The organism is Pseudomonas sp. ES4, assembly GCF_050586665.1.
Classification (GTDB): domain Bacteria; phylum Pseudomonadota; class Gammaproteobacteria; order Pseudomonadales; family Pseudomonadaceae; genus Aquipseudomonas; species Aquipseudomonas frederiksbergensis.
Window position 1 is genome coordinate 1 of record NZ_JBOBDO010000009.1, and the last position, 19,466, is coordinate 19,466.

Annotated in this window: 13 protein-coding genes; 5 read left to right on the top strand and 8 right to left on the bottom strand. The window is 59.4% G+C overall.

What is annotated here, in order from left to right; translation table 11 throughout:
- Positions 1-41: 41 nt before the first annotated feature.
- From ACQ4OB_RS12405 to ACQ4OB_RS12425, 5 genes are read right to left on the bottom strand one after another with little or no spacing between them, the layout of a single operon-like run.
- On the bottom strand, positions 42-1,448 hold the full coding sequence (locus ACQ4OB_RS12405; protein WP_102616029.1) for an ATP-binding protein: 1,407 nt from the start codon (positions 1,446-1,448) through the stop codon (positions 42-44).
- Entirely contained in the window at positions 1,445-3,256 is a 1,812-nt protein-coding gene (locus tag ACQ4OB_RS12410; protein WP_074874004.1) for a DAHL domain-containing protein, read from the bottom strand. The genes ACQ4OB_RS12405 and ACQ4OB_RS12410 overlap by 4 nt, the downstream gene beginning before the upstream one ends.
- Positions 3,253-4,212 carry a cytochrome-c peroxidase gene (locus ACQ4OB_RS12415; protein ID WP_076028487.1) on the bottom strand — a complete coding sequence of 320 codons (960 nt, stop codon included), beginning with the start codon at positions 4,210-4,212 and terminating at the stop codon, positions 3,253-3,255. Before ACQ4OB_RS12415 ends, ACQ4OB_RS12410 begins: the two co-directional genes overlap by 4 nt.
- A gap of 43 nt (positions 4,213-4,255) precedes the next feature.
- Complete coding sequence (locus ACQ4OB_RS12420; RefSeq protein ID WP_074874006.1) at positions 4,256-6,130, bottom strand: putative bifunctional diguanylate cyclase/phosphodiesterase; 1,875 nt, start codon at positions 6,128-6,130, stop codon at positions 4,256-4,258.
- Positions 6,127-8,433 (bottom strand): GGDEF/EAL domain-containing response regulator, encoded by a 2,307-nt coding sequence (locus ACQ4OB_RS12425; RefSeq protein ID WP_430955760.1) that lies wholly within the window; start codon positions 8,431-8,433, stop codon positions 6,127-6,129. Before ACQ4OB_RS12425 ends, ACQ4OB_RS12420 begins: the two co-directional genes overlap by 4 nt.
- 259 nt (positions 8,434-8,692) lie before the next feature.
- Between ACQ4OB_RS12425 and ACQ4OB_RS12430 the strand changes: the two genes are divergently transcribed.
- The 4 genes from ACQ4OB_RS12430 to ACQ4OB_RS12445 all read left to right on the top strand — a co-directional run bounded on the left by ACQ4OB_RS12430 (position 8,693) and on the right by ACQ4OB_RS12445 (position 11,795).
- Complete coding sequence (locus ACQ4OB_RS12430; RefSeq protein WP_430955761.1) at positions 8,693-10,051, top strand: HD domain-containing phosphohydrolase; 1,359 nt, start codon at positions 8,693-8,695, stop codon at positions 10,049-10,051.
- 143 nt (positions 10,052-10,194) lie between these two features.
- On the top strand, positions 10,195-10,629 hold the full coding sequence (locus ACQ4OB_RS12435; RefSeq protein WP_074874009.1) for an NUDIX hydrolase: 435 nt from the start codon (positions 10,195-10,197) through the stop codon (positions 10,627-10,629).
- A gap of 27 nt (positions 10,630-10,656) precedes the next feature.
- Positions 10,657-11,295 (top strand): LysE family translocator, encoded by a 639-nt coding sequence (locus ACQ4OB_RS12440; RefSeq protein WP_074874010.1) that lies wholly within the window; start codon positions 10,657-10,659, stop codon positions 11,293-11,295.
- A 2-nt stretch (positions 11,296-11,297) separates the two neighbouring features.
- On the top strand, positions 11,298-11,795 hold the full coding sequence (locus ACQ4OB_RS12445) for a GNAT family N-acetyltransferase (protein ID WP_074874011.1): 498 nt from the start codon (positions 11,298-11,300) through the stop codon (positions 11,793-11,795).
- Between the two features lie 146 nt (positions 11,796-11,941).
- Here the strand turns inward: ACQ4OB_RS12445 and metR are convergent, their stop codons facing one another.
- Complete coding sequence (gene metR / locus ACQ4OB_RS12450) at positions 11,942-12,859, bottom strand: transcriptional regulator MetR (protein ID WP_074874012.1); 918 nt, start codon at positions 12,857-12,859, stop codon at positions 11,942-11,944.
- A 119-nt stretch (positions 12,860-12,978) separates the two neighbouring features.
- Between metR and metE the strand changes: the two genes are divergently transcribed.
- On the top strand, positions 12,979-15,291 hold the full coding sequence (gene metE, locus ACQ4OB_RS12455; RefSeq protein WP_430955762.1) for a 5-methyltetrahydropteroyltriglutamate--homocysteine S-methyltransferase: 2,313 nt from the start codon (positions 12,979-12,981) through the stop codon (positions 15,289-15,291).
- A 74-nt stretch (positions 15,292-15,365) separates the two neighbouring features.
- Here the strand turns inward: metE and ACQ4OB_RS12460 are convergent, their stop codons facing one another.
- Together ACQ4OB_RS12460 and ACQ4OB_RS12465 are read right to left on the bottom strand one after the other, a co-directional pair.
- The gene (locus ACQ4OB_RS12460; protein WP_430955763.1) at positions 15,366-18,278 is read right to left on the bottom strand and encodes a hypothetical protein; all 2,913 of its coding nucleotides are present in this window, start codon (positions 18,276-18,278) and stop codon (positions 15,366-15,368) included.
- A gap of 34 nt (positions 18,279-18,312) precedes the next feature.
- Positions 18,313-19,425: a hypothetical protein gene (locus tag ACQ4OB_RS12465; RefSeq protein WP_430955764.1), complete on the bottom strand. Its 1,113-nt coding sequence runs from the start codon at positions 19,423-19,425 to the stop codon at positions 18,313-18,315.
- Positions 19,426-19,466: the final 41 nt, after the last annotated feature.

A 19,466-nucleotide genomic window follows, 5' to 3' on the forward strand; every position in this document is an offset into this window, starting at 1 on the left:
CCCCCCCCCCACCCCCCCCGCTCCCACAGTTTGAATTGTGTTCAGGCGGCTGGTTTTGTCTGGTGCACGGGCAACTGAACCCTGAAGGTTGTGCCCACGCCCACCTCACTGCGCACCGTAATTTCCCCGCGATGTTTTTTCACGATGCCATAGGACAGGGACAACCCCAGCCCCGTCCCCTGGCCCACCGGTTTGGTGGTGAAGAACGGGTCGAAGATTTTTTGCAGGCACTGCGGCGCAATGCCGGCGCCGGTGTCCGCGACTTCGATCCACACCGTCTGCGCTTCAAGCCCGGTGCGCAAGGTAATCGTGCCGCGCTCCGGGCCGATGGCCTGAGAGGCGTTGACGATCAGGTTCATGATCACCTGATTGATTTGCGAAGGCAGGCATTCGATGTCGGGCAGGTCCTGATATTCCTTGATTACATCGGCCTTGTACTTGAGTTCGTTGGCCACAATGTTCAAGGTCGATTCGATGCCCTGTTGCAGGTTGGCCCACTGCCATTCCTGACTGGAGTCCACCCGGGAGAAGTCCTTCAGGTCCTTGACGATCTGCCCGACCCGGTTGATGCCATCCTTGGATTCCTTGATCAGCAGCGGAATGTCCTCGCGCAGGAACTCCAGCTCGACCCGTTCACGCAGTTGGTGCAAACGCTCGACGAGCTCGCTGGAGCCGATCGCTTCTTCCGCATCCCGATAGGCGTCGAGCATTTCCTGCAGCTGTTTGAAGTAGCCGTCCAGGGTACCGAGGTTGGAGGAAATGAAGCCGATGGGGTTGTTGATTTCATGGGCGACACCGGCCGCGAGTTGCCCCAGTGAAGCGAGTTTTTCCGATTGCACCAATTGGGTTTCCAGCTGTTTGCGCTCGTCGATTTCCCGCTGCAATTCGACGCTGGCGTCGGTGAGCTGGCGGGTTCGGCGCTCGACCATCTGACCCAGATGGTCCATCTGTACGCTGGCTCGTTCGGTCATGTCCCATTTGGTCAGCAAGGTATTGGCCATCTGCTGGACTTCAATGTTGTCGAACGGTTTTTTCAGAATCAGCAGCCGGTCATGCGCTTTCAAGCGGTCCAGCAGTTCATCCCAGGAATAGTCGGAATAGGCGGTGCACACCACCACTTGCAGGCGCGGGTCGGCCTGCCACAAATGTTCGATGGTTTGCGCACCGTCCCAGCCCTCGGGCATGCGCATATCGACGAATGCCAGGGCGTAGGGGTGGTTTTGCTGCAAGGCTTCGTTCAGTTTGCCCAGGCCTTCCTGGCCGCCATAGGCCGAGTCCAGCTCGAACAGTGCACGGGTTGATTTCACTTCGTTGCCAAACAGTGCGGCTTCCATCTCGTCCAGTTCGGCGGTCTGCTCCGGCATGGGGGTGAGAATCTTGCGGAAGTCCACGTGAATCGACGGGGTGTCATCGATCAGTAGAATGCGTCGGTTCGAAAGCTCGCTCATGCTTCCTCCGGTACGGTTTTCAGCGGGATCTGCAACGTGAACAGCGCGCCCTTGCCCGGTCCGTCGCTATGGGCGGTGAGGTGGCCATTCATTTCGATAGCGGCCAGGGCGCAGCTGTGCAGGCCAAAGCCGTGGCCTTCCTTGCGGGTCGTAAACCCGTGGGCAAAGATGCGTGTCATGTTTTCCTCGGCAATGCCTTCGCCGTCGTCCTTGACGCTGACTTGCAGGGTCGTGTCTTCGACGATTTTGACCCCCAGGGTCATTTGCCGCGGGCGATTGGTGAGATCGGACATGGCGTATTTGGCGTTGCTGATCAGGTTGATCAGGATCAGCAGCAATCGGTGTTTGTCCCCCATGACCTGTGGCACATCGCCGTATTCCTTGACCACCGTGACGTGGTGTCGGGTCAGGGCGCCGGAGTTCATGCGCAGGGCGTCCTCCAGCAATTCGCTGATGTACAGCGGTTCCATCAGGCTGTTGGCGCCCGCGTAGGACTGCTGGGTGGCAACGATGTCCTTGATGTGGTCCACGCTTTTGGTCAGCTGGGCCAGTTCGTCGCTCATGCCTTGTTGTTCCAGGGCTATCGCCTCCACCAGTTGGTTCAGGTAGCCCGGTAGCAACTTGCCTTTTGCGTCTTCGGTCAGAAAGGTACCGAGGTCCCCTTGATGGTCGTTGATCAGTTGCATGGCCTTGCCCAGGCCCTGGGTTTTGCTGGCGCGCAGTTTGCGGCTCACCAGGTCGGCTGAAATGTTCACGCTGTTGAGCACGTTGCCGACGTTGTGCAGCACGTTCGTGGCAATCTCGGCCATGCCGGCCTGACGTGCGGTGTCGAGCAGTTCGCTCTGGGTATCCTTGAGTTCGCGGGTGCGTTCTTCAACCCGCAGTTCCAGGTCTTCATTGGCGGTTTGCAGGGCTTTGTTGACGCGATTGATCACCGTGAAGCTGCGCATCAGGTGAATCGCCAGGTACACCAGCAGCAACACCAGCAGCACCGAAAACAACAACATGTAGAAGTGATAGCGCTGGTCGATTGCATCGGTCTGCTGCTGGTCCGTGTTCAGCAGGTTGGTAATGTCGTCCAGGCGTTGGGCCACGGGAACGGCTTCGATGTTCTCCAGTAACCGATTGACCACCGGTTGTTCGCGCAGGATCAGCGCGATGTGGTTGCTCAAGATATCGATCGGGCTGTGGAACTGCTCCGGCAACCTCTGTTTGTTGACCCCCAGTTTGTTCAGCCCGAGCAAGATGTCGGCGGCCTTGTCGTCGGAGGTGACCTGAGCGAACTCCAGGCTGCTGAGCAGCAAGTCATAGGTGTCGGTGGCGATGTTCTGCAGTTGCAGTTGGTCGCCATCCACCACCTGACCCAGTTGCCCTTGAATGTCGTCTTCTGCGGTCGGCAGAAATGCCAGCGAGTTGCGCAGCACCGCATTGTGAGATTTGAACCGTTCCACCAGACGGGTTTTTTCCTGAATGGCGGCGAGGTAGGCAGCATGGCTTTCACGCCAGATAGGTGATTCTTTACGGCCGTGGCTGGTTTCCATGGTGTCGAACCGTTCCCATAGCGCCGACATCTGGGTAGGCGGTGTGACCAGCGGATCGTAGTTGTGACTGATGGCAATCCTGGCCTTGAGGATCTCGGTCTCCCACTGCGCGTTCAGTTGTTTGATCCGGCCGATCAGGTCCCGGGATTCGGCGTAGGTCGTCGTCTGGCTCGAATTGGATTTGAGGTACAGGAACAGCAACATCGAGGCCAGCAGCACGGCTACCAAACCAAGCAGCATCAGGTTGCGACGACGGGAAATGTTCATAAGGGCTTGCCTCCCCATTCGCCGGTCAAGGTCTTGAGGAATTTGATGATCAGGGTCTTGTCGTCGTCAGAGGGGTCACGGCCGAGCTGGAACTTGAACATCACGTCCACCGCCTCTTCGAGGGTTTTGGCCGAGCCGTCATGAAAGTACGGCGCGGTCACGGCGACATTGCGCAAGCTCGGCACCTTGAACACATTGCGGTCTTCGTCATCCTTGGTGACCAGGTAACGGCCCAGGTCAGACTCGGTGGGATTGCCGCGTCTCTGGAAGTAATCGCCCATGACCCCGAACTTCTGGTACATGTTGCCGCCGATGTTCACCCCTTGGTGGCAGGCGATGCAGCCGTACTCCTTGAAGCGTTGGTAACCGTACTTTTCCTCTCGGGTGAGAATGTCGGTATCGCCCATCAGGTATTGGTCGAAACGCGAGTTGGCACTGATCAGCGTGCGTTCGTAGGCGGCCAGGGCATTTTGCGCATTGTTCATGGTCACGCCGTCGGGGTAGGCGTTACTGAACGAGGTCTTGTAAGCCGGGTCAGCGGACAGCATTTTCACCACGTGTACCCAGTTGCTGCCCATTTCGCTGGGGCTCTGCACCACTTCGTGGATTTGGGTTTCCAGGGTGTCGGCGCGGCCGTTCCAGAATTGCCGGAAATTCAGGCTGGAGTTGAACACGCTGGGGGTGTTGACCGTCACTGGAACGCCGTTGAACCCGATGGAAAATGCCTTGTTGTCGGCACCGCCGTTTTCCAGTCGATGGCAACTGGCGCAGGACAAGGAATTGTTCACCGACAAACGTGTCTCGTTGAACAACTGGCGACCAAGTTCGACCCGCAGCGGATTTTGCTGGGGCACCGCCGGCAGTGGTTTGAGCGGTTCATCCAGCGGCGCGGCGCCAGCGCTCAGGCAGAGCCCGAACAACGGCGCCAATAGCAGACGGTGAAAGAAAGGCGACATCTGATGATTCCTTGGCTTGGGCCTGTGTGTCGTGGCGCATCGTTCACGTGGCTGCGGGCGAAGAGGGCTTCACCGACCCCAGATACCGGACGAAGGCATCGGGTTCGACGGCTTTGCTGAAATAGAAACCCTGGCCTTCTTCGCATCGATGGGCCTTGAGGAAATCCAGTTGTTCGAGGGTTTCCACCCCTTCGGCAATGATGGTCAGCTTGAGGCTCCGGCCCAGGCTGATGATGGCGCTGACCAGCGCGGCGTCGCTGCTGTCGTTGCTTAAACCGCGAATGAACGACTGGTCGATTTTCAGCACATCGATGGGAAAACGCCGCAAGTAGCTCAGGCTGGAATAACCGGTACCGAAGTCATCGATGGCCAGCCGCACACCCATCTCCTTGAGCCGGGTCAGGGCGTTCACCGTGGATTCGACGTTCTGCATCAACACGCCTTCGGTGATTTCCAGCTCAAGCAAGGCCGGGTCCAGGCCTGTTTGTTTGAGTGTCTGTTCGATGCCGTCGATAAAGTCCCGCTGACGGAAGTCGATGGCCGACATGTTCACCGACATGCAGATCTTCGGCAGCCCCGCGGCCTGCCAGGCGCAGCTTTGGCGACACGCCTCGGCCAGCACCCATTTGCTCAACGGCACGATCAAGCCGCTGTCTTCGGCCACACTGATGAACTCCGAGGGGTAGACCAGGCCGTGCCCCGGTTTTTGCCAGCGAATCAGCGCCTCGGCCCCGACCACCTGGCCACTGCCCAGGTCCAGTTTGGGCTGGTAATGCAGGACAAATTCGTTGCGCTCCAGCGCCAGGCGAATGCCGCTCTCGATGCTTTGCTGATCCCGGGCGCGCTGGTTCATCTCGTCAATGAAAAAACTGAAATCGTTGGGACCGGTTTCCTTGACATTGCGCATCGCGGTTTCGGCTTTCTTGATCAGCGCGATGGCATCGAAGCCGTCGTCCGGGTAAATGCTGATGCCCAGGCTGGCGGTAACGCTCAGGTCGTGGCCGGCAATGTGCTGCGGCACGCGGATGGCGTTCAAGAGTTTTTCGGCGATGCCTTTGGTCTGCTGGGGATGGCGGACGTCGGCGAGGATCACCACGAATTCATCGGAACCGTAGCGGAACACCGAGTCGGACTCGCGCACCGTCGCCACCAGATTGCGCCCGACCTGTTTAAGCATTTCGTCACCGACCGGATGACCCAGGGCATTGTTGATGCGCTTGAAGCGATCGAGGCCCAGAAACATCACGGCCAGTTGTTTGTCATGGCGCCGGGACAGGGCCAGGGACTGGTTCAACCGGTCACCGAGCAACGTGCTGTTGGGCAGCTCGGTCAGTACGTCGTACTGCAACAGGTGCGACACCTTGAGCAGTTCGTGGACCCGCGCCTCGATGGTTTGCTCCAGGCTCAGAACCTTCATCGCCGCGTCCTGTGCCATCTGCCATTTCCAGGTCAGGGCACTGGCCATCTGACGGATTTCCAGGCTGTCGAAGGGTTTTTTCAGCACCAGCAACTGGTCGCCGAATTCCAGTCGTTCGGCCATGTCTTCCCAGGTGTAATCGGAAAAAGCGGTGCACAACGCGATTTGCAGGTGAGGGTCGGCCTTCCACAGTTGTTCGATGGTTTCCAGGCCGTCCCAGCCCGGTGGCATGCGCATGTCGGTGAACGCCATGGCATAGGGGCGACCTTCGGCCCGTGCGCGCGTGACCAGTTCGAGGGCTTCCTGGCCTTGATAGGCCGAGTCGAGCTGGAACGTCAGCCGATCCAGCTGCACGGTGCCGAAGAGGGCTTCTTCAGTGCCGGCCAGGGTCTTTTCGTCATCGGCCTCAGGCCCAAGAATCTTGCGAAAGTCTTCATGAATCGAGGGCGTGTCGTCGATGACCAGGATGCGCCGGTTGGTCCGCACGAAAGGCGATTTCATCCTTTGTCCTCCGTGAGGCGTGGCATGTTGTCCAGAATCGGCCCGATGTCATGGCTGGGGGGCACGATGCTGCCGGCCTTCAGCAGCTCGGCGGCCTGCTGGCTGCTGACCGCTTTGCTGAAGAAGTAACCCTGGGCGTTCATCGGTGAACCGGTGGCCATCAGCGAGCTGCGCTGCTCCTGGGTTTCGACGCCCTCGGCAATGATGCCGATCCCGACATCACGGGCGAAGTTGATGATGGCGCGCAAAGTGTTCGCACTGGCCGGATCGCGGGCCGCGGTGTCGATGAAGGCCTGGGCGAGTTTCAGGTGATTGACCTGATAGGTCTTGAGGTAGTCGAACGAGGAGTACTCGGTGCCGAAGTCGTCGATGGCGATCTTCACCCCCAGTTCACGCAGGCGCGGCAGCACATCGTTGTGCGTCCATTTGGTCTGGGCCAGCGTCGCTTCCGTGACATCGAAGCGCAGGTCCCAGGGGCAGAGTTCCCAGCGTGCAGTGGTGCGCAACACGTCATAGATCAGTTCGGGACCACTCTTGAGTTGGGCCAGGGACAGCTTGATCGCAATCACCGGCGGCGCCATGCCTTCATCGCGCCATTGACGCATTTGCTGGCAGGCATGATCCAGGACCCAGTGACCGAGCGCGACGATGGTGCCGGTCTTTTCCGCCGCGGGCAGGAACGCCGGGGCTTCCAGCAAACCGCGCTCCGGGTGGTTCCAGCTGACCTGCGCTTCCATGCCGAGGATCTTGCCGCTGCTCAGGTCCACTTCCGGCCAGTAATGCAGTTCGAGTTCGTCGTGTTCGATGGCCGTTCTCAGGTCGCTGGCGATGGTCATGCGTTCGACCACTTCCTGATTGATCTCCTCCGAGTGGAAGTGGTACTGGTTGCGACCCTTTTCCTTGGAGCGATACAGCGCCATGTCGGCCTGGGTCAGCAGACCGTCGGCGCTGGTGCTTGCCGGGGTGTAACTGCTGATGCCGATACTGACCGAAACCCGCACATCATTGCCGTCCAGGGAATAGGGCAGTACCAGCGTGTCGCGGATCTTGGCGGCCAGGGCCGCGGATTGGGTCGGGTCGCTGACGTCCAGCTGCAAGATCGCGAACTCGTCACCGCCGAGGCGGGCGACCACATCGTTTTCGCGCACACAGTCCTTGATCCGGCGCGCAACCTCTTGCAACAACAGATCGCCCACCGGGTGACCGAGGGTATCGTTGATGCGTTTGAAGTGATCCAGGTCCAGGTAAAACATGGCGAACGGAGCCGCCCCCCGACGCGCCGAGGCGAATGCCTGGTGCAAGCGCTCGATCAGCGTCGCACGGTTGGCCAGCCCGGTCAGCCCGTCGGTACGGGCCAACAGGGCGATTTTCTCTTCGGCCAGTTTACGTTCGGTGATGTCGATGATGATGCCTTCGACTTCCAGCAACCGGCCTTCATCGTCGCGCACCGGGATGTAGCGGTTTTCGACCCAGCGCCAGGCTCCTTCGCCAGTGCGCATCCGGAACTCGATGGAAGCGCCTGCCGCATGCCGGTCCAGAACCCGGGCCATGGCAGTGTCGACCTTGCTTTGATCATCGGTATGGATGAGTTCCTGGGCCCAGTTGGCCGAAGCGACCAGTTGCGCCGCGACATGACCGTATTTGGTGATGTTGTGCGAGATATACATCAACGGAAACGACGGCTCGCCGCGCAACCGATACAGAATGGTCGGGCTGTTCTGCACGATGATGTTGGCGTCGGACAGCTCTCGGGTGCGCTCTTCGACCGCCTGTTCGAGCAGCGACATCTTCAGCTCTGCGTCTTCGGTCATTTGCCACTTGGCCGTCAATGCGCTGGCCATCTGGCGAATTTCGATGGCATCGAAGGGTTTTTTCAGAATCAGCAGGCGATCGCCCAGTTCCAGGCGGTCGTCGATGTCTTCCCAGGAATAGTCGGAATAAGCGGTGCAAAGCGCCACTTGCAGCTTGGGATCGACCTGCCACAGCCGTTCGATGGTTTGCAGCCCGTCCCAGCCCGGCGGCATGCGCATGTCGATGAAGGCCATCGCGTAAGGCATGTCGTTGGCCAGTGCCGTCTCGACCTTGTCCAGGGCTTCGAGGCCCTGAAACGCCGAGTCGAGCACGAAGCTCTGCAGCGATTGCGCCGCAGGAGTGCCGAACAGGGCATTTTCAGCGCTGATCAGGCTGTCGTCATCGATCGATGGCGGGCTGAGGATCTTGGTGTAGTCCGCATGAATCGAGGCTGTGTCGTCGACGATAAGAATTCGTCGATTGGTCCGCGCCAGCAGCGTATTTATCGACATACGCCAGTACCGGCGGCAGCTTGATGCGGTTTTCTCATACGGGGCTTCCTTTCCCTGATCACCTGGCCGAACGCACAGATTATGGATCCGAGTCAGCTGAGCATAGTCGCCTGTCCTGCATTTCGCGCAACTCAATGAGCCGAATCATTTCGGTTGGCGGGCGGAAAATCATCTAGCCTGTAGGTCAGGCTCCGGCAATAGGGGATGTTTGCCTCGGGGCCTGCCACAACGATCTGCCCGTTTCACTTGAGGTAACGCCATGGAAGAGCAACTCCCCACGACACTGAACGATAAACCCAAGGTGCTGCTGGTCGATGACGAGGAGTCAATTCTCAACAGCCTGCGTCGCCTGTTACGCGGCCAGCCCTACGAGTTGCTGCTGGCCACCAGCGGTGCCCAGGCGCTGGAGATCATGGAGCAACATTCCATTGAGCTGGTGATGACGGACGCCCGCATGCCCAATATGGATGGCGCCACGCTGTTGGCCCGCATCCATCAGCTATACCCGGCGACTACCCGGATTCTGCTCACCGGCTACGCGGACATGCCGACGATCATCAAGGCGATCAACGAAGGGAAGATTCACCGCTACATCAGCAAACCCTGGAACGACGAGGAAATGCTCCTGACCTTGCGCCAGGCCCTGGCTCATCAACATTCCGAGCGCGAACGCCAGCGCCTGGAGCAGTTGACCCGGGTGCAGAACGACCAGTTGAAGTCGCTCAATACCACCCTGGAAAAACACGTCGCCGCCCGCACTGCCGAACTCCAGCAGACCGCCGACATGCTCGACCTGGCCTACGAAGAACTCAAGCACAGCTATGTCACCGGCACCGAGGTGTTCTCGCTGCTGGCCAACCTGCGCCTGCCGCCGGCCAAACAGACCAACCGCCAGATCATCGAGCTGGTGCGGGTGTATTGCAAACTTCATGGCCTGGACGAGGGCACCAGTCGCGACCTGACCATGGCCGCGGCGCTCTACAACATTGGCAAGCTGAGCTGGACCGACAGCATGATGACCGCGCCCGCGGACCTGCTGCATCACAGCGATCGGGAACGCTATCGCGGTTATCCCAAGCAGAGTGAATCGCTGTTGATGACGCTCGACCCGATGAAGGACGCCGCCCGCCTGATTCTTCATCATCAGGAGCGCTGGGACGGCAGCGGCTTCCCCGACCGGCTCAAGGGCGAGGCGATTCCGTTCGGTTCGCGGCTGTTGAAACTGGCGGTGGATTTCATCGAGTTGCAGCGCGGGCTGATTCTCGAGCGGCAGATGAACAGCGATGAGGCGCTGGTCTACATCCGCAGCTATGCCGGGCGACTCTACGATCCCGAGCTGGTGGAGGATTTCATCCAGGTCTGTGCCGCGTACCTGAGCGATGTCTCGTTGGCCGATCCGTCGGTCAAGGTACTGACCACACGGGAAGTGGCGGCGGGCATGATCCTGGCGCGCAACCTCAATGCCGACAACGGCATGCTGCTGCTCAATGCCGGCAAGGTGTTGAATGGGCCATTGGTGGAGAAGTTGATCGCCTTCGAAGCGATGGAAGGCGCGAAATACAGCATTTTCGTGAAGGTGCCGGAAGAAGTGAACGGCGCGATTCTCGAGGTGGGTTAGTTTTTCCAGACGTTACAAAAAAACCTGTGGGAGCGAGCCTCCTCCCACAGGGGCCAGTGGTGCTTTGAAGCAGTTTTTTCGGCGTGACGAGGCAGCGGCAGCCATGTGATCCTTGCGTCTTTTGCCAAGGACAATCCTGATCCATGACCCTTTCAGCCACTGCTTCACCCCATCTCATCCGCATCGCCGCTGCCCTGTTGATCGGCCCGCATGGTCGCACGTTGTTGGTCCGCAAGCGCGGCACCGAAGCGTTCATGCAGCCGGGGGGCAAGATCGAAGCCCATGAGCAACCGGTGCACGCGCTGGCCCGTGAACTGGAAGAAGAATTGGGGTTGGTCATCGATCCGGCGCACGCCACTTATCTCGGGCAATTCTCGGCACCGGCCGCCAATGAGCCGGGTTTTACCGTCCAGGCCGAACTCTTTCAGCTGACCATCGACTCGGACGTATCGCCGGCGGCCGAGATCGAAGAGGTGCGCTGGATCGACCCGGCCACTGACGGCAATCTCACGCTGGCGCCATTGACACGGGACCTGATCCTGCCGTTTTATCGAGCCTCGTTAACCGCGATCGCTTGATCATTTCTGGACTAAAAGGACTTGCCCATGATCCCGCTTCAAGACTTGCTGATTTTCGCCGCTGCCGCGTTGCTGATGGTGCTGACGCCGGGGCCAAACATGATCTACCTGATCTCCCGTTCGATTTGCCAGGGGCGCAAGGCCGGTGTGACGTCGTTGCTGGGTGTGGTCGCGGGGTTTTTCGTGCACCTGTTCGCGGCGGCTGCCGGTTTGACCGCGGTGTTTCTGGCGGTGCCGATGGCCTACGAAATGCTGAAGTGGGCCGGTGCGCTGTACCTGATGTGGTTGGCCTGGCAAGCCGTCAAACCGGGGGCGCGTTCACCGTTCGAGGCGCAGCAGTTGCCGCCGGACTCGTCGCGCAAACTGATCACCATGGGCTTTCTGACCAGTGCCCTGAACCCGAAGATCGCCGTGTTTTATTTGTCGGTGTTTCCGCAGTTCATTACGCCTGAGCATGGCTCGGTGTTCACTCAAAGCATCATGCTGGGTCTGACGCAGATCAGCGTCAGTTTCAGCGTCAATCTGCTGATCGCGCTGTTCGCCGCGGGCATTGCCTCCTGGTTCGTCAACAACCCGTCCTGGCTGGCCGTGCAGCGCTATTTCATGGGGTTCGTGCTGTCGGCGCTGGCGGTGCGACTGATGCTGGAACAACGACGGATGGCTTGAACATGTGGATTGAACGGCTTGATGCCAGTCATGCCCTGGACTATCGGGCGCTGATGCTCGAAGCGTATGACCTGCATCCCCAGGCGTTTACCTCCAGCGTGCGCGAACGTGCTGTGATGCCATTGAGTTGGTGGGAATCACGCCTTACCAGCAAGCTGGACGTGGTGTTCGGCGCGTTCGAAGGCGGTGAGTTGGCGGGCATCGTCGGCCTGGCCTTCGAACCCCGGGAAAAGGCCCGGCACAAGTCGACATTGTTCGGCATGTACGTGTCGGGCAAGGTCCGGCAGCGCGGGGTCGGATATCAGCTGGTGCAGGCTGCCCTGGCTGAAGCGCAGGAGCATAAAGCTCTGAGGCTGATCCAGCTGACCGTCACCGCTGGTAATGACGCCGCGTTCAAGTTGTACCAGCGTTGCGGTTTCATCCAGTTTGGCCTGGAACCGCTGGCGGTGCGCGTTGGCGAAGACTACTTCGACAAAATCCACATGTGGCGTGAACTCTGAATCTGGGGATCACAAACATGATCATTCCCACGCTCCGCGTGGGAATGCCTCAACGGACGCTCTGCGTTCGGCCCTTGAAGGGACGCGGAGCGTCCCGGGCTGCATTCCCACGCGGAGCGTGGGAACGATCGGTAGGGGAGGGTGTGCTATTTAACGGCGCTGACGCCGTCCAGTGTCGAGAACGACGTGTCCTTGGCCGTCAGCAGGAAGTCGCGCATGTACGGCGCATCCAGCATGTCGGCGCGAATCCCGGCGTACAGCGTCGCAAACAAACCTTTCTCGCCCAGCCGCTTGGCCTTCACATAACCCCGTGAGCTGTATTCATGCAGCGCCCAATGGGGCATGCCGCACACACCGCGACCGCTGGCCACCAATTGCATCATCATCACCGTCAGTTCCGACGTGCGGACCTGCGCCGGTTCGATGTCGGCCGGCTCGAGGAAACGGGTGAAGATGTCCAGCCGATCACGCTCCACCGGGTAGGTGATCAGCGTTTCGGTGAGCAAATCTTCCGGGACGATGTAGGCCTTGTTCGCCAAGCGGTGCTGATTGGCGACCGCGAGCATCGCTTCATAGGTGAACAACGGCACGTAAGTGATCCCGGCCAGTTCCAGCGGGTCGGAGGTCACCACCAGATCCAGATCGCCACGGGCCAGCGCAGGCAGCGGGGCAAAGGAAAATCCTGAGGCAAGGTCCAGTTCGACTTCCGGCCAGGCATCGCGGAACTGGTCGATGGTCGGCATCAGCCACTGAAAGCAACTGTGGCACTCGATCGCCATGTGCAAACGCCCGGCAGTGCCACCGGCCAGCCGCGCGATATCGCGCTCGGCGCCGCGCAGCAACGGCAGGGTGGCGTCGGCCAGTTGCAGCAGGCGCAAACCGGCGCTGGTGAAGCGCACCGGTTTGGTCTTGCGCACGAACAACGGCATCCCCAGCCGTTCCTCAAGTTCCTTGAACTGATGGGACAGGGCGGACTGCGTCAGGTGCAAGCGGTCGGCCGCATCCACCAGGCTGTCGGCTTCGCGCAAGGCGTGCAGGGTCTTCAGGTGACGGATTTCAAGCACCGGGGGCTCCATGAGGAAAACTTGTGATCAACACGAAAAGGTTGAGTTTGTCTCATGTTGGGTTAGCTGTCGACAATAGCGCCATGTTTTACAGCAACTTTTAGAGGGAGCAATTTCACATGGCCTTGGCACACACACTGGGTTTCCCGCGCATCGGCGCTGACCGCGAACTGAAAAAAGCCCTCGAATCCTACTGGAAGGGCGATCTGGATCAGGACGCGCTGAAAAGCGTCGGCCGTCAATTGCGCGCCACCCATTGGCAATTGCAGAAAGACGCCGGCATCGACCTGCTGCCCGTGGGCGACTTCGCCTGGTACGACCAGGTCCTCACCCATTCCTTGACCTTCGGTGTGATCCCCGAGCGTTTCGACAGCGCCAAGGACTCGCGCGGCCTGCCGACCCTCGACACCCTGTTCGCCATGGCCCGTGGCGCCACGACGGCCTGCTGCGGCGGCGAACACAGCAAAGCGCAATACGCCCAGGAACTGACCAAGTGGTTCGACACCAACTACCACTACCTGGTCCCGGAGTTCAGCGCTGATCAACAATTCAAACTGAGCTGGGAACAGCTGTTCGACGAAGTCGACGAGGCAAAGGCCCTCGGCCATAGCGTCAAACCGGTGATCATCGGTCCACTGACTTACCTGTGGCTGGGCAAAGCCAAAGGCAATGACTTCGACAAACTCGACCTGTTGGAACGCCTGCTGCCGATCTACGGCGAAATCCTCGGCCGCCTCGCCGCTCAGGGCGTGGAATGGGTGCAGATCGACGAACCGATCCTGACCCTTGACCTGCCACAGGCCTGGAAAAACGCCTTCGAGCGCGCCTATCACATTCTTCAATATTCGCCGCTGAAAAAACTGGTGGCGACCTACTTCAGCGGTCTGGAAGACAACCTCGGCCTGGCGGTCAGCCTGCCGGTACAAGGCCTGCACATCGATGCCGTGCGCGCCCCGGATCAACTCGGCCAGGTGCTGGACCGTCTGCCGACCTACAAGATTCTCTCGGTGGGCCTGGTCAATGGTCGCAACGTCTGGCGCTGCGAACTGGAGCAAGTGCTCGCTCAGTTGCAGCCGGCTCAGGAACGTTTTGGCGACAACCTGTGGGTCAGCAGTTCCTGCTCGTTGCTGCACAGCCCGGTGGATCTGGATCGCGAAGACAAACTCGACCCGGAACTGAAAAGCTGGCTGGCCTTCGCCGTACAAAAGTGCGGTGAAATCGCCGTGCTGCGCGATGCCCTGAACGACCCGCAGTCACCCAAGGTGCAAGCCGCACTCGCCGAAAGCCGTGCCATTCAAGCCAGTCGCGCCGAATCGCCGCGTATCCATAAAGCCGAAGTACAGGCACGGATAAACGCCATCAGTGACAAGGACAGCCAACGCCATTCGCCGTTCGCCAAACGCATCGAGCAGCAACGTGCGCGATTGAAACTGCCGGCCTTCCCGACCACCACCATCGGTTCCTTCCCGCAAACCGGTTCGATTCGTCTGGCACGCCAAGCGTTCAAGCAAGGCAAGCTGTCAGCCAACGATTACACCGACGCCATGCACAGCGAAATCCGTCACGCCGTGCAAGTCCAGGAACGCCTGGGGCTGGACGTGCTGGTTCACGGTGAAGCCGAACGCAACGACATGGTCGAGTACTTCGCCGAGCAACTGGACGGCTACCTGTTCACCCGTTTCGGCTGGGTGCAAAGCTACGGTTCGCGCTGTGTGAAACCGGCGATCATCTATGGTGACCTGAGTCGGCCGAACGCCATGACGGTCGACTGGATCACCTATGCGCAAAGCCTGACCGACAAGGTCATGAAAGGCATGCTCACCGGTCCCGTGACCATGCTGATGTGGTCGTTCCCGCGTGAAGACGTCTCGCGCAAAATCCAGGCGCAGCAACTGGCGCTGGCCCTGCGTGACGAAGTGGTGGACCTGGAAGCTGCCGGTATCAAGATCGTGCAGATCGACGAAGCCGCCTTCCGTGAAGGCTTGCCGCTGCGCCGTGCGCAATGGCAGGAATACCTCGACTGGGCGGTAGAAGCGTTCCGCTTGAGCGCCTCCGGTGTGCGGGACGAAACCCAAATCCACACTCACATGTGCTACAGCGAATTCAACGACGTGATCCAGTCCATTGCGGCGATGGACGCCGATGTGATCACCATCGAAACCTCGCGCTCGGACATGGAATTGCTGGAGGCTTTCGAGGCCTTCGACTACCCGAATGACATCGGGCCGGGCGTGTATGACATCCACTCGCCACGGGTGCCGGACACGGCGGAAATGGTGAAGTTGATGAGCAAAGCCGTGAAGCGCATTCCGGCTGAGCGGTTGTGGGTGAACCCCGATTGCGGGCTGAAGACCCGGGCTTGGCCGGAGACTGAGGCGGCGTTGGTGAACATGGTGGCGGCGGCGCGGCAGTTGAGGAGTCAGCTGGCTTAAGTCCTCGTTCCGTAAATGTCGCCCCGGCAAAACAAAACCCGCTGACCGGTTAACGGTCAGCGGGTTTTTACTGCTTAAGTCACTTTGCTCAGAACGACCCAGGCCATGTCGTAATCATTGCCGTTGCCACTGGGCTGGCCGCTGTCGAGATAAAGCGTTACCTCAGGAACGTTCGGCGTGAAATATAAATCCAGAACAAGCCAGTTAAAGGAGCTAATCGTCTGATAAGGCGATGCGGCACCTGTGCTGGTACGCAAGCGAAGCACCGGATAGTCGTGACGGCCATCCATTCGGGCTACGGCAAATTGGTACCGGTACATGGCCCCGGGTTGCAGGTTATAGAAGGACTTTAGCAGTACCACATTATGTGAACTCATCGTATAGGTGTAGTTGTTCAGCGCGTAAAAGCCCCTTCCGGGAGCCGCGTAAAAAGACAAGTCGCTCGCGCCACCCGCCCCGCCCCAGGCCCAACCTTGCCAGGCCCTGTAATTGAAGTCCGCAGTGTCTTTCAACAGTCCTTGCTGGACGGTGAAAGCGTGTGGCAGCGATTGTTTGGAACCATCGATGGTTCGCGCCGTGATGACATGCCTGGTCACTGCGAACCACCGCGCAGGGACCGTCCACACGCCGTTGTCTGCAACCGGGAAGCGTCCGAGACTGGCGTCGCCATCATAGACGTCGACCTGCTGTTTCGGGGTTGCCTTGCCTTGAATGATGATGTTGCTCTGGTAGTAGGTTGCGCCGTTATTGGGTACCTGGCGGTCACCAGTCGTGACGGAAGTAATGGTAGGCGTCTGCGCTTCCTGCACAACAAAGGCCCAGATGGCGGAGGGCCGGTTTGTGCCGGGGTTCTGCACGGTGAAACTGTACGAGCCCGGCGCCAGGGTGGTGAGGGTGTGTGACCAGGTTTTCCCGGCGTTGGAGGTTGGTGTGGCGACAATCACGCCATGGTTGCGCAGTTCTACAGGGACACTCACTCCAGCAGTGCCCGTCAGCGTTGCACGGGTGGCAAATGTCTGGCTGTTGCGGGGGATGTCGCTGCCATTACCATCCTTGACTGTCGTGATGTCCGGGTTCGGAATCGGTGAGCCGATGTTCAATCGCAGCCGTTCCGAAACCCGTTGGGTTTTGGTAAAGGGGTTGGTGACGGTATAGACCAGCTCGACGGTGTTGTTTCGATTGGCCAGCAGTTTCTCGAAGGGCACGGTTCGCGTAATGTCTTTGCCCACCATTTCAGGCTGCACCTCTATCGGCGGTGACGACCAGGAGTCCTGCTGGTTGGCCCCAATGAAGTCGAGCCTGACGATGTGCAGGGCACGCATGCCGGGATAAGGCTCGATGGTGACCGCTGCACCGTTGGGTACATTTTCCGGGATCAACACATCGTCTTTCGCATCGATGACTTTCGGTTTCAGCAATTGGGCCGTGATGTCGCCGATTTCCAGCACCAGGGTTTCGGAACCCACGTCTTCAGTGTCTGTGCGGCGGACGGTGTACTCGACCAGTACCTTGGCCCCTTCCCATTTTTCAATATGGTCTTTGGGGACGGTGAACTCGATGTCCTTGCCCACCATCTCCGCGCTGACTGGGCTGGACGCCGCGTAGAAATCCTCTATGCCTATCGCCGTCATGACGTACCAGTAAATGTAAACGACATCGTTGAGAACGATGGCCCCTGGCTGGCTTTTCACGATCACGTGGGCCGGGTCGGTGTCTACCGCGACAGACCCCCCTTTGGCTTCAGGCACCACAGGTGCAGCCAGCTTCAGGGGCATGCCGATCATCTTGGCGTAGGTCGTGCGTGAGTAGCGCGGGGTGGTGGGTTTGGCGGCTTGGGTCAGTCTATAGTCAACTTTGACGAAACCCCGAGCGATCAGGTGGACCCGGTCATAGGGAATCATGAACGTGTGCGAACGGCTCGACGCTTCGGGTTTCCATTGCATATCCACGGGCACCTGACGGCCACCAGCGCTGACGCCGCGCCAGCTCAGATCCACCACGTCCCCAGGTACAAAACTGACTTTGGAGGAGAAGATATGTGTTTCGACGTCCTCCCCCAGCAGTGCATCAAGGTCGAGCTGTTGTTCGCCATCCGCCTTGTCGATAACGGGGGGTTCGAGTAGCACGAGCGTGGGGTCGAACAGGAAGAAGATCGGAGGCGCATCGGCAGCGCTGTGATTGTCCACCACATCCTTAAGGCGATAAGTGAGCAGCAAAGGATTTACGGGGGGCAGGTCCTTGAGGGCGCTTGCAGGAATCGTGTACTTGATGGGCTGGCCAACCTGGGCGGGAGTAACCAGGGGCACCTTGAATTCTATATCTCTACTTCCCCACACGATAAAAATGCTGGAATTCTTGCGCATGTTCTCGTAGGCAGGGATGGTGACGGGCAACCCGCGGTTTTCGTCCAGATAGTCCTTGGTAAGGCCACTGTCCAAGACATCCTGCTCTACCTGGATGGGTTGCAGCCCCTGATGGTAAGGCTCCTTCTCATCCGGGTCCGGTCCGCCGGGCAGGGTGGTTTTGATCAGTACTTTCAGTGCCGGTGAGCGTTCGTAGTCGCCCCCGATATTGCTGATCCTGCGTACGCCGACCACCAGATCGCACACGCCGTCGGGCAACTGATTCTTTTGGATGGTCGGGAACATCCGATTATCCACTTGAGAGGCATTGACAGTGTCGCTCGCAAGCGTGATCGGGCTCCCCGGCGAGTAGATCGCTTCAATTATCCATTCATCTTTTTCCGACATGCTGAGCCATGGGTCGATTACCACATTCAACGCTGTTGGCTGGTCTTTTCCGTCCAGGAACGCGAGTCGATTGATACCGCCGTGGACGCCCTCATCCGCTGGCAGGTTGGGGATAAACCCGGATATCAAGAGCCGATCAATGCTATTGACTCTGATATCGCCGGGTTTTGGCAGCGGTGGAAGCAGGTCAATTTGCCGTGCTTTGACAGGGGGCTCGGGTGTGTTGAAAACGCTCATGGCGGATTACCTCTGAACAGGTGGGTAATGGGAGTCAATCGATCCTGCGGGTGTTGCCGACAATGAAGACCTGGACGTACTTCGAGCGTCGGCGTTCGCCGCTGGCGGTGACTTGCGTGTACGCCACGTTGGCAAAACCACCGGCCAGGCGCTGGACCACGGCGTTGGACACCTCGAAGGTCAGCGCTGTCTGGGAGGCAACCGTTCGAGAGTCGGTGAACAGCTGGGGCAGGCCTGTGCGGGGTTCGCCTCGCCAGTCGAGTTCCACCACATCCGTTGGGGCAAAGACCGAGGCCGGGGTCGCGACCGTCACGCTGACGGATTTGGCCCCTAGCGCAGTCATGTAGATGGCGTTGTCCTGATCGGTTTCGGACACCACCGGGGCGGGCAGGCGTTGTGCGTGATTGGCGTCCTGGATGTCGACCATCAACCCGATCGAGTGGTCAGAGGCCATGTTGCCCACTTCGTCTGTTACCCAGTACTGAAGCAAGGCCTGCCCACTGCCGTCGGCCGCGATCATTTCCTGGGAAATCGTGAGCTCGACCGGTTGACCGATCTCGGACTTCAGAACCTTGTGTGCGATGCGCCAGCCGACATACTGAATCGCCACGGTATCGTTGGGGCGCATGCCCTGCCAGGGCTGCACGGTGACAATGACGTCCTGTGTGCCGTCGATGATCGACGGCGTAATGACGGGGGGCCGCAATAACCTGTGGCCCGGGTATTCCGGTTGTGGGTCGATTCCCCCGGGCAGTTCGGTTTTGACGAACACCTCAAGATGCCCCGACTCCACGCTATTGACCCGGTAGAACCAGGTACTGAAGCCCTCGGGAATGTCCTTGACCTGGACTCTTCTCAAGAGCGGCTCGCCGTTATAGTCACTTGGCACGGTGAACCAGATGATCGGCAGGGCGGGTGAGGTCGGGTGGCGAATGAACACTTCCACCCGGTCACCGACGAAGATTTGTGTGGGGGGAATAACGATCGCCATACCGTTGATGTTGCCTCGGGCCAACGTTCGGTTGATGCCCACATCCGCGTCTTCGATCGCCGTGAGGGCGCCGGGTATATCAATCCTGCTTTCGCTCACGGTCGAGGCGGCAAACCGGGCGGGGCTATTTTCCACCAGTTGTTCGTCAGTATTCATGATGTGTCCTCAAGTCGGAGCGAACTGAAGCCGCCAGATGA

Bases quoted from the DNA above. Each gene is read 5' to 3' on its own strand.
- ACQ4OB_RS12415 (WP_076028487.1), bottom strand. From the start codon at position 4,212: ATGTCGCCTTTCTTTCACCGTCTGCTATTGGCGCCGTTGTTCGGGCTC.
- ACQ4OB_RS12465 (WP_430955764.1), bottom strand. From the start codon at position 19,425: ATGAATACTGACGAACAACTGGTGGAAAATAGCCCCGCCCGGTTTGCC.
- ACQ4OB_RS12430 (WP_430955761.1), top strand. From the start codon at position 8,693: ATGGAAGAGCAACTCCCCACGACACTGAACGATAAACCCAAGGTGCTG.
- ACQ4OB_RS12410 (WP_074874004.1), bottom strand. From the start codon at position 3,256: ATGAACATTTCCCGTCGTCGCAACCTGATGCTGCTTGGTTTGGTAGCC.
- ACQ4OB_RS12405 (WP_102616029.1), bottom strand. From the start codon at position 1,448: ATGAGCGAGCTTTCGAACCGACGCATTCTACTGATCGATGACACCCCG.
- ACQ4OB_RS12460 (WP_430955763.1), bottom strand. From the start codon at position 18,278: ATGAGCGTTTTCAACACACCCGAGCCCCCTGTCAAAGCACGGCAAATT.
- ACQ4OB_RS12440 (WP_074874010.1), top strand. From the start codon at position 10,657: ATGATCCCGCTTCAAGACTTGCTGATTTTCGCCGCTGCCGCGTTGCTG.
- ACQ4OB_RS12425 (WP_430955760.1), bottom strand. From the start codon at position 8,433: ATGTCGATAAATACGCTGCTGGCGCGGACCAATCGACGAATTCTTATC.
- ACQ4OB_RS12420 (WP_074874006.1), bottom strand. From the start codon at position 6,130: ATGAAATCGCCTTTCGTGCGGACCAACCGGCGCATCCTGGTCATCGAC.
- ACQ4OB_RS12445 (WP_074874011.1), top strand. From the start codon at position 11,298: ATGTGGATTGAACGGCTTGATGCCAGTCATGCCCTGGACTATCGGGCG.
- ACQ4OB_RS12435 (WP_074874009.1), top strand. From the start codon at position 10,195: ATGACCCTTTCAGCCACTGCTTCACCCCATCTCATCCGCATCGCCGCT.
- metE (WP_430955762.1), top strand. From the start codon at position 12,979: ATGGCCTTGGCACACACACTGGGTTTCCCGCGCATCGGCGCTGACCGC.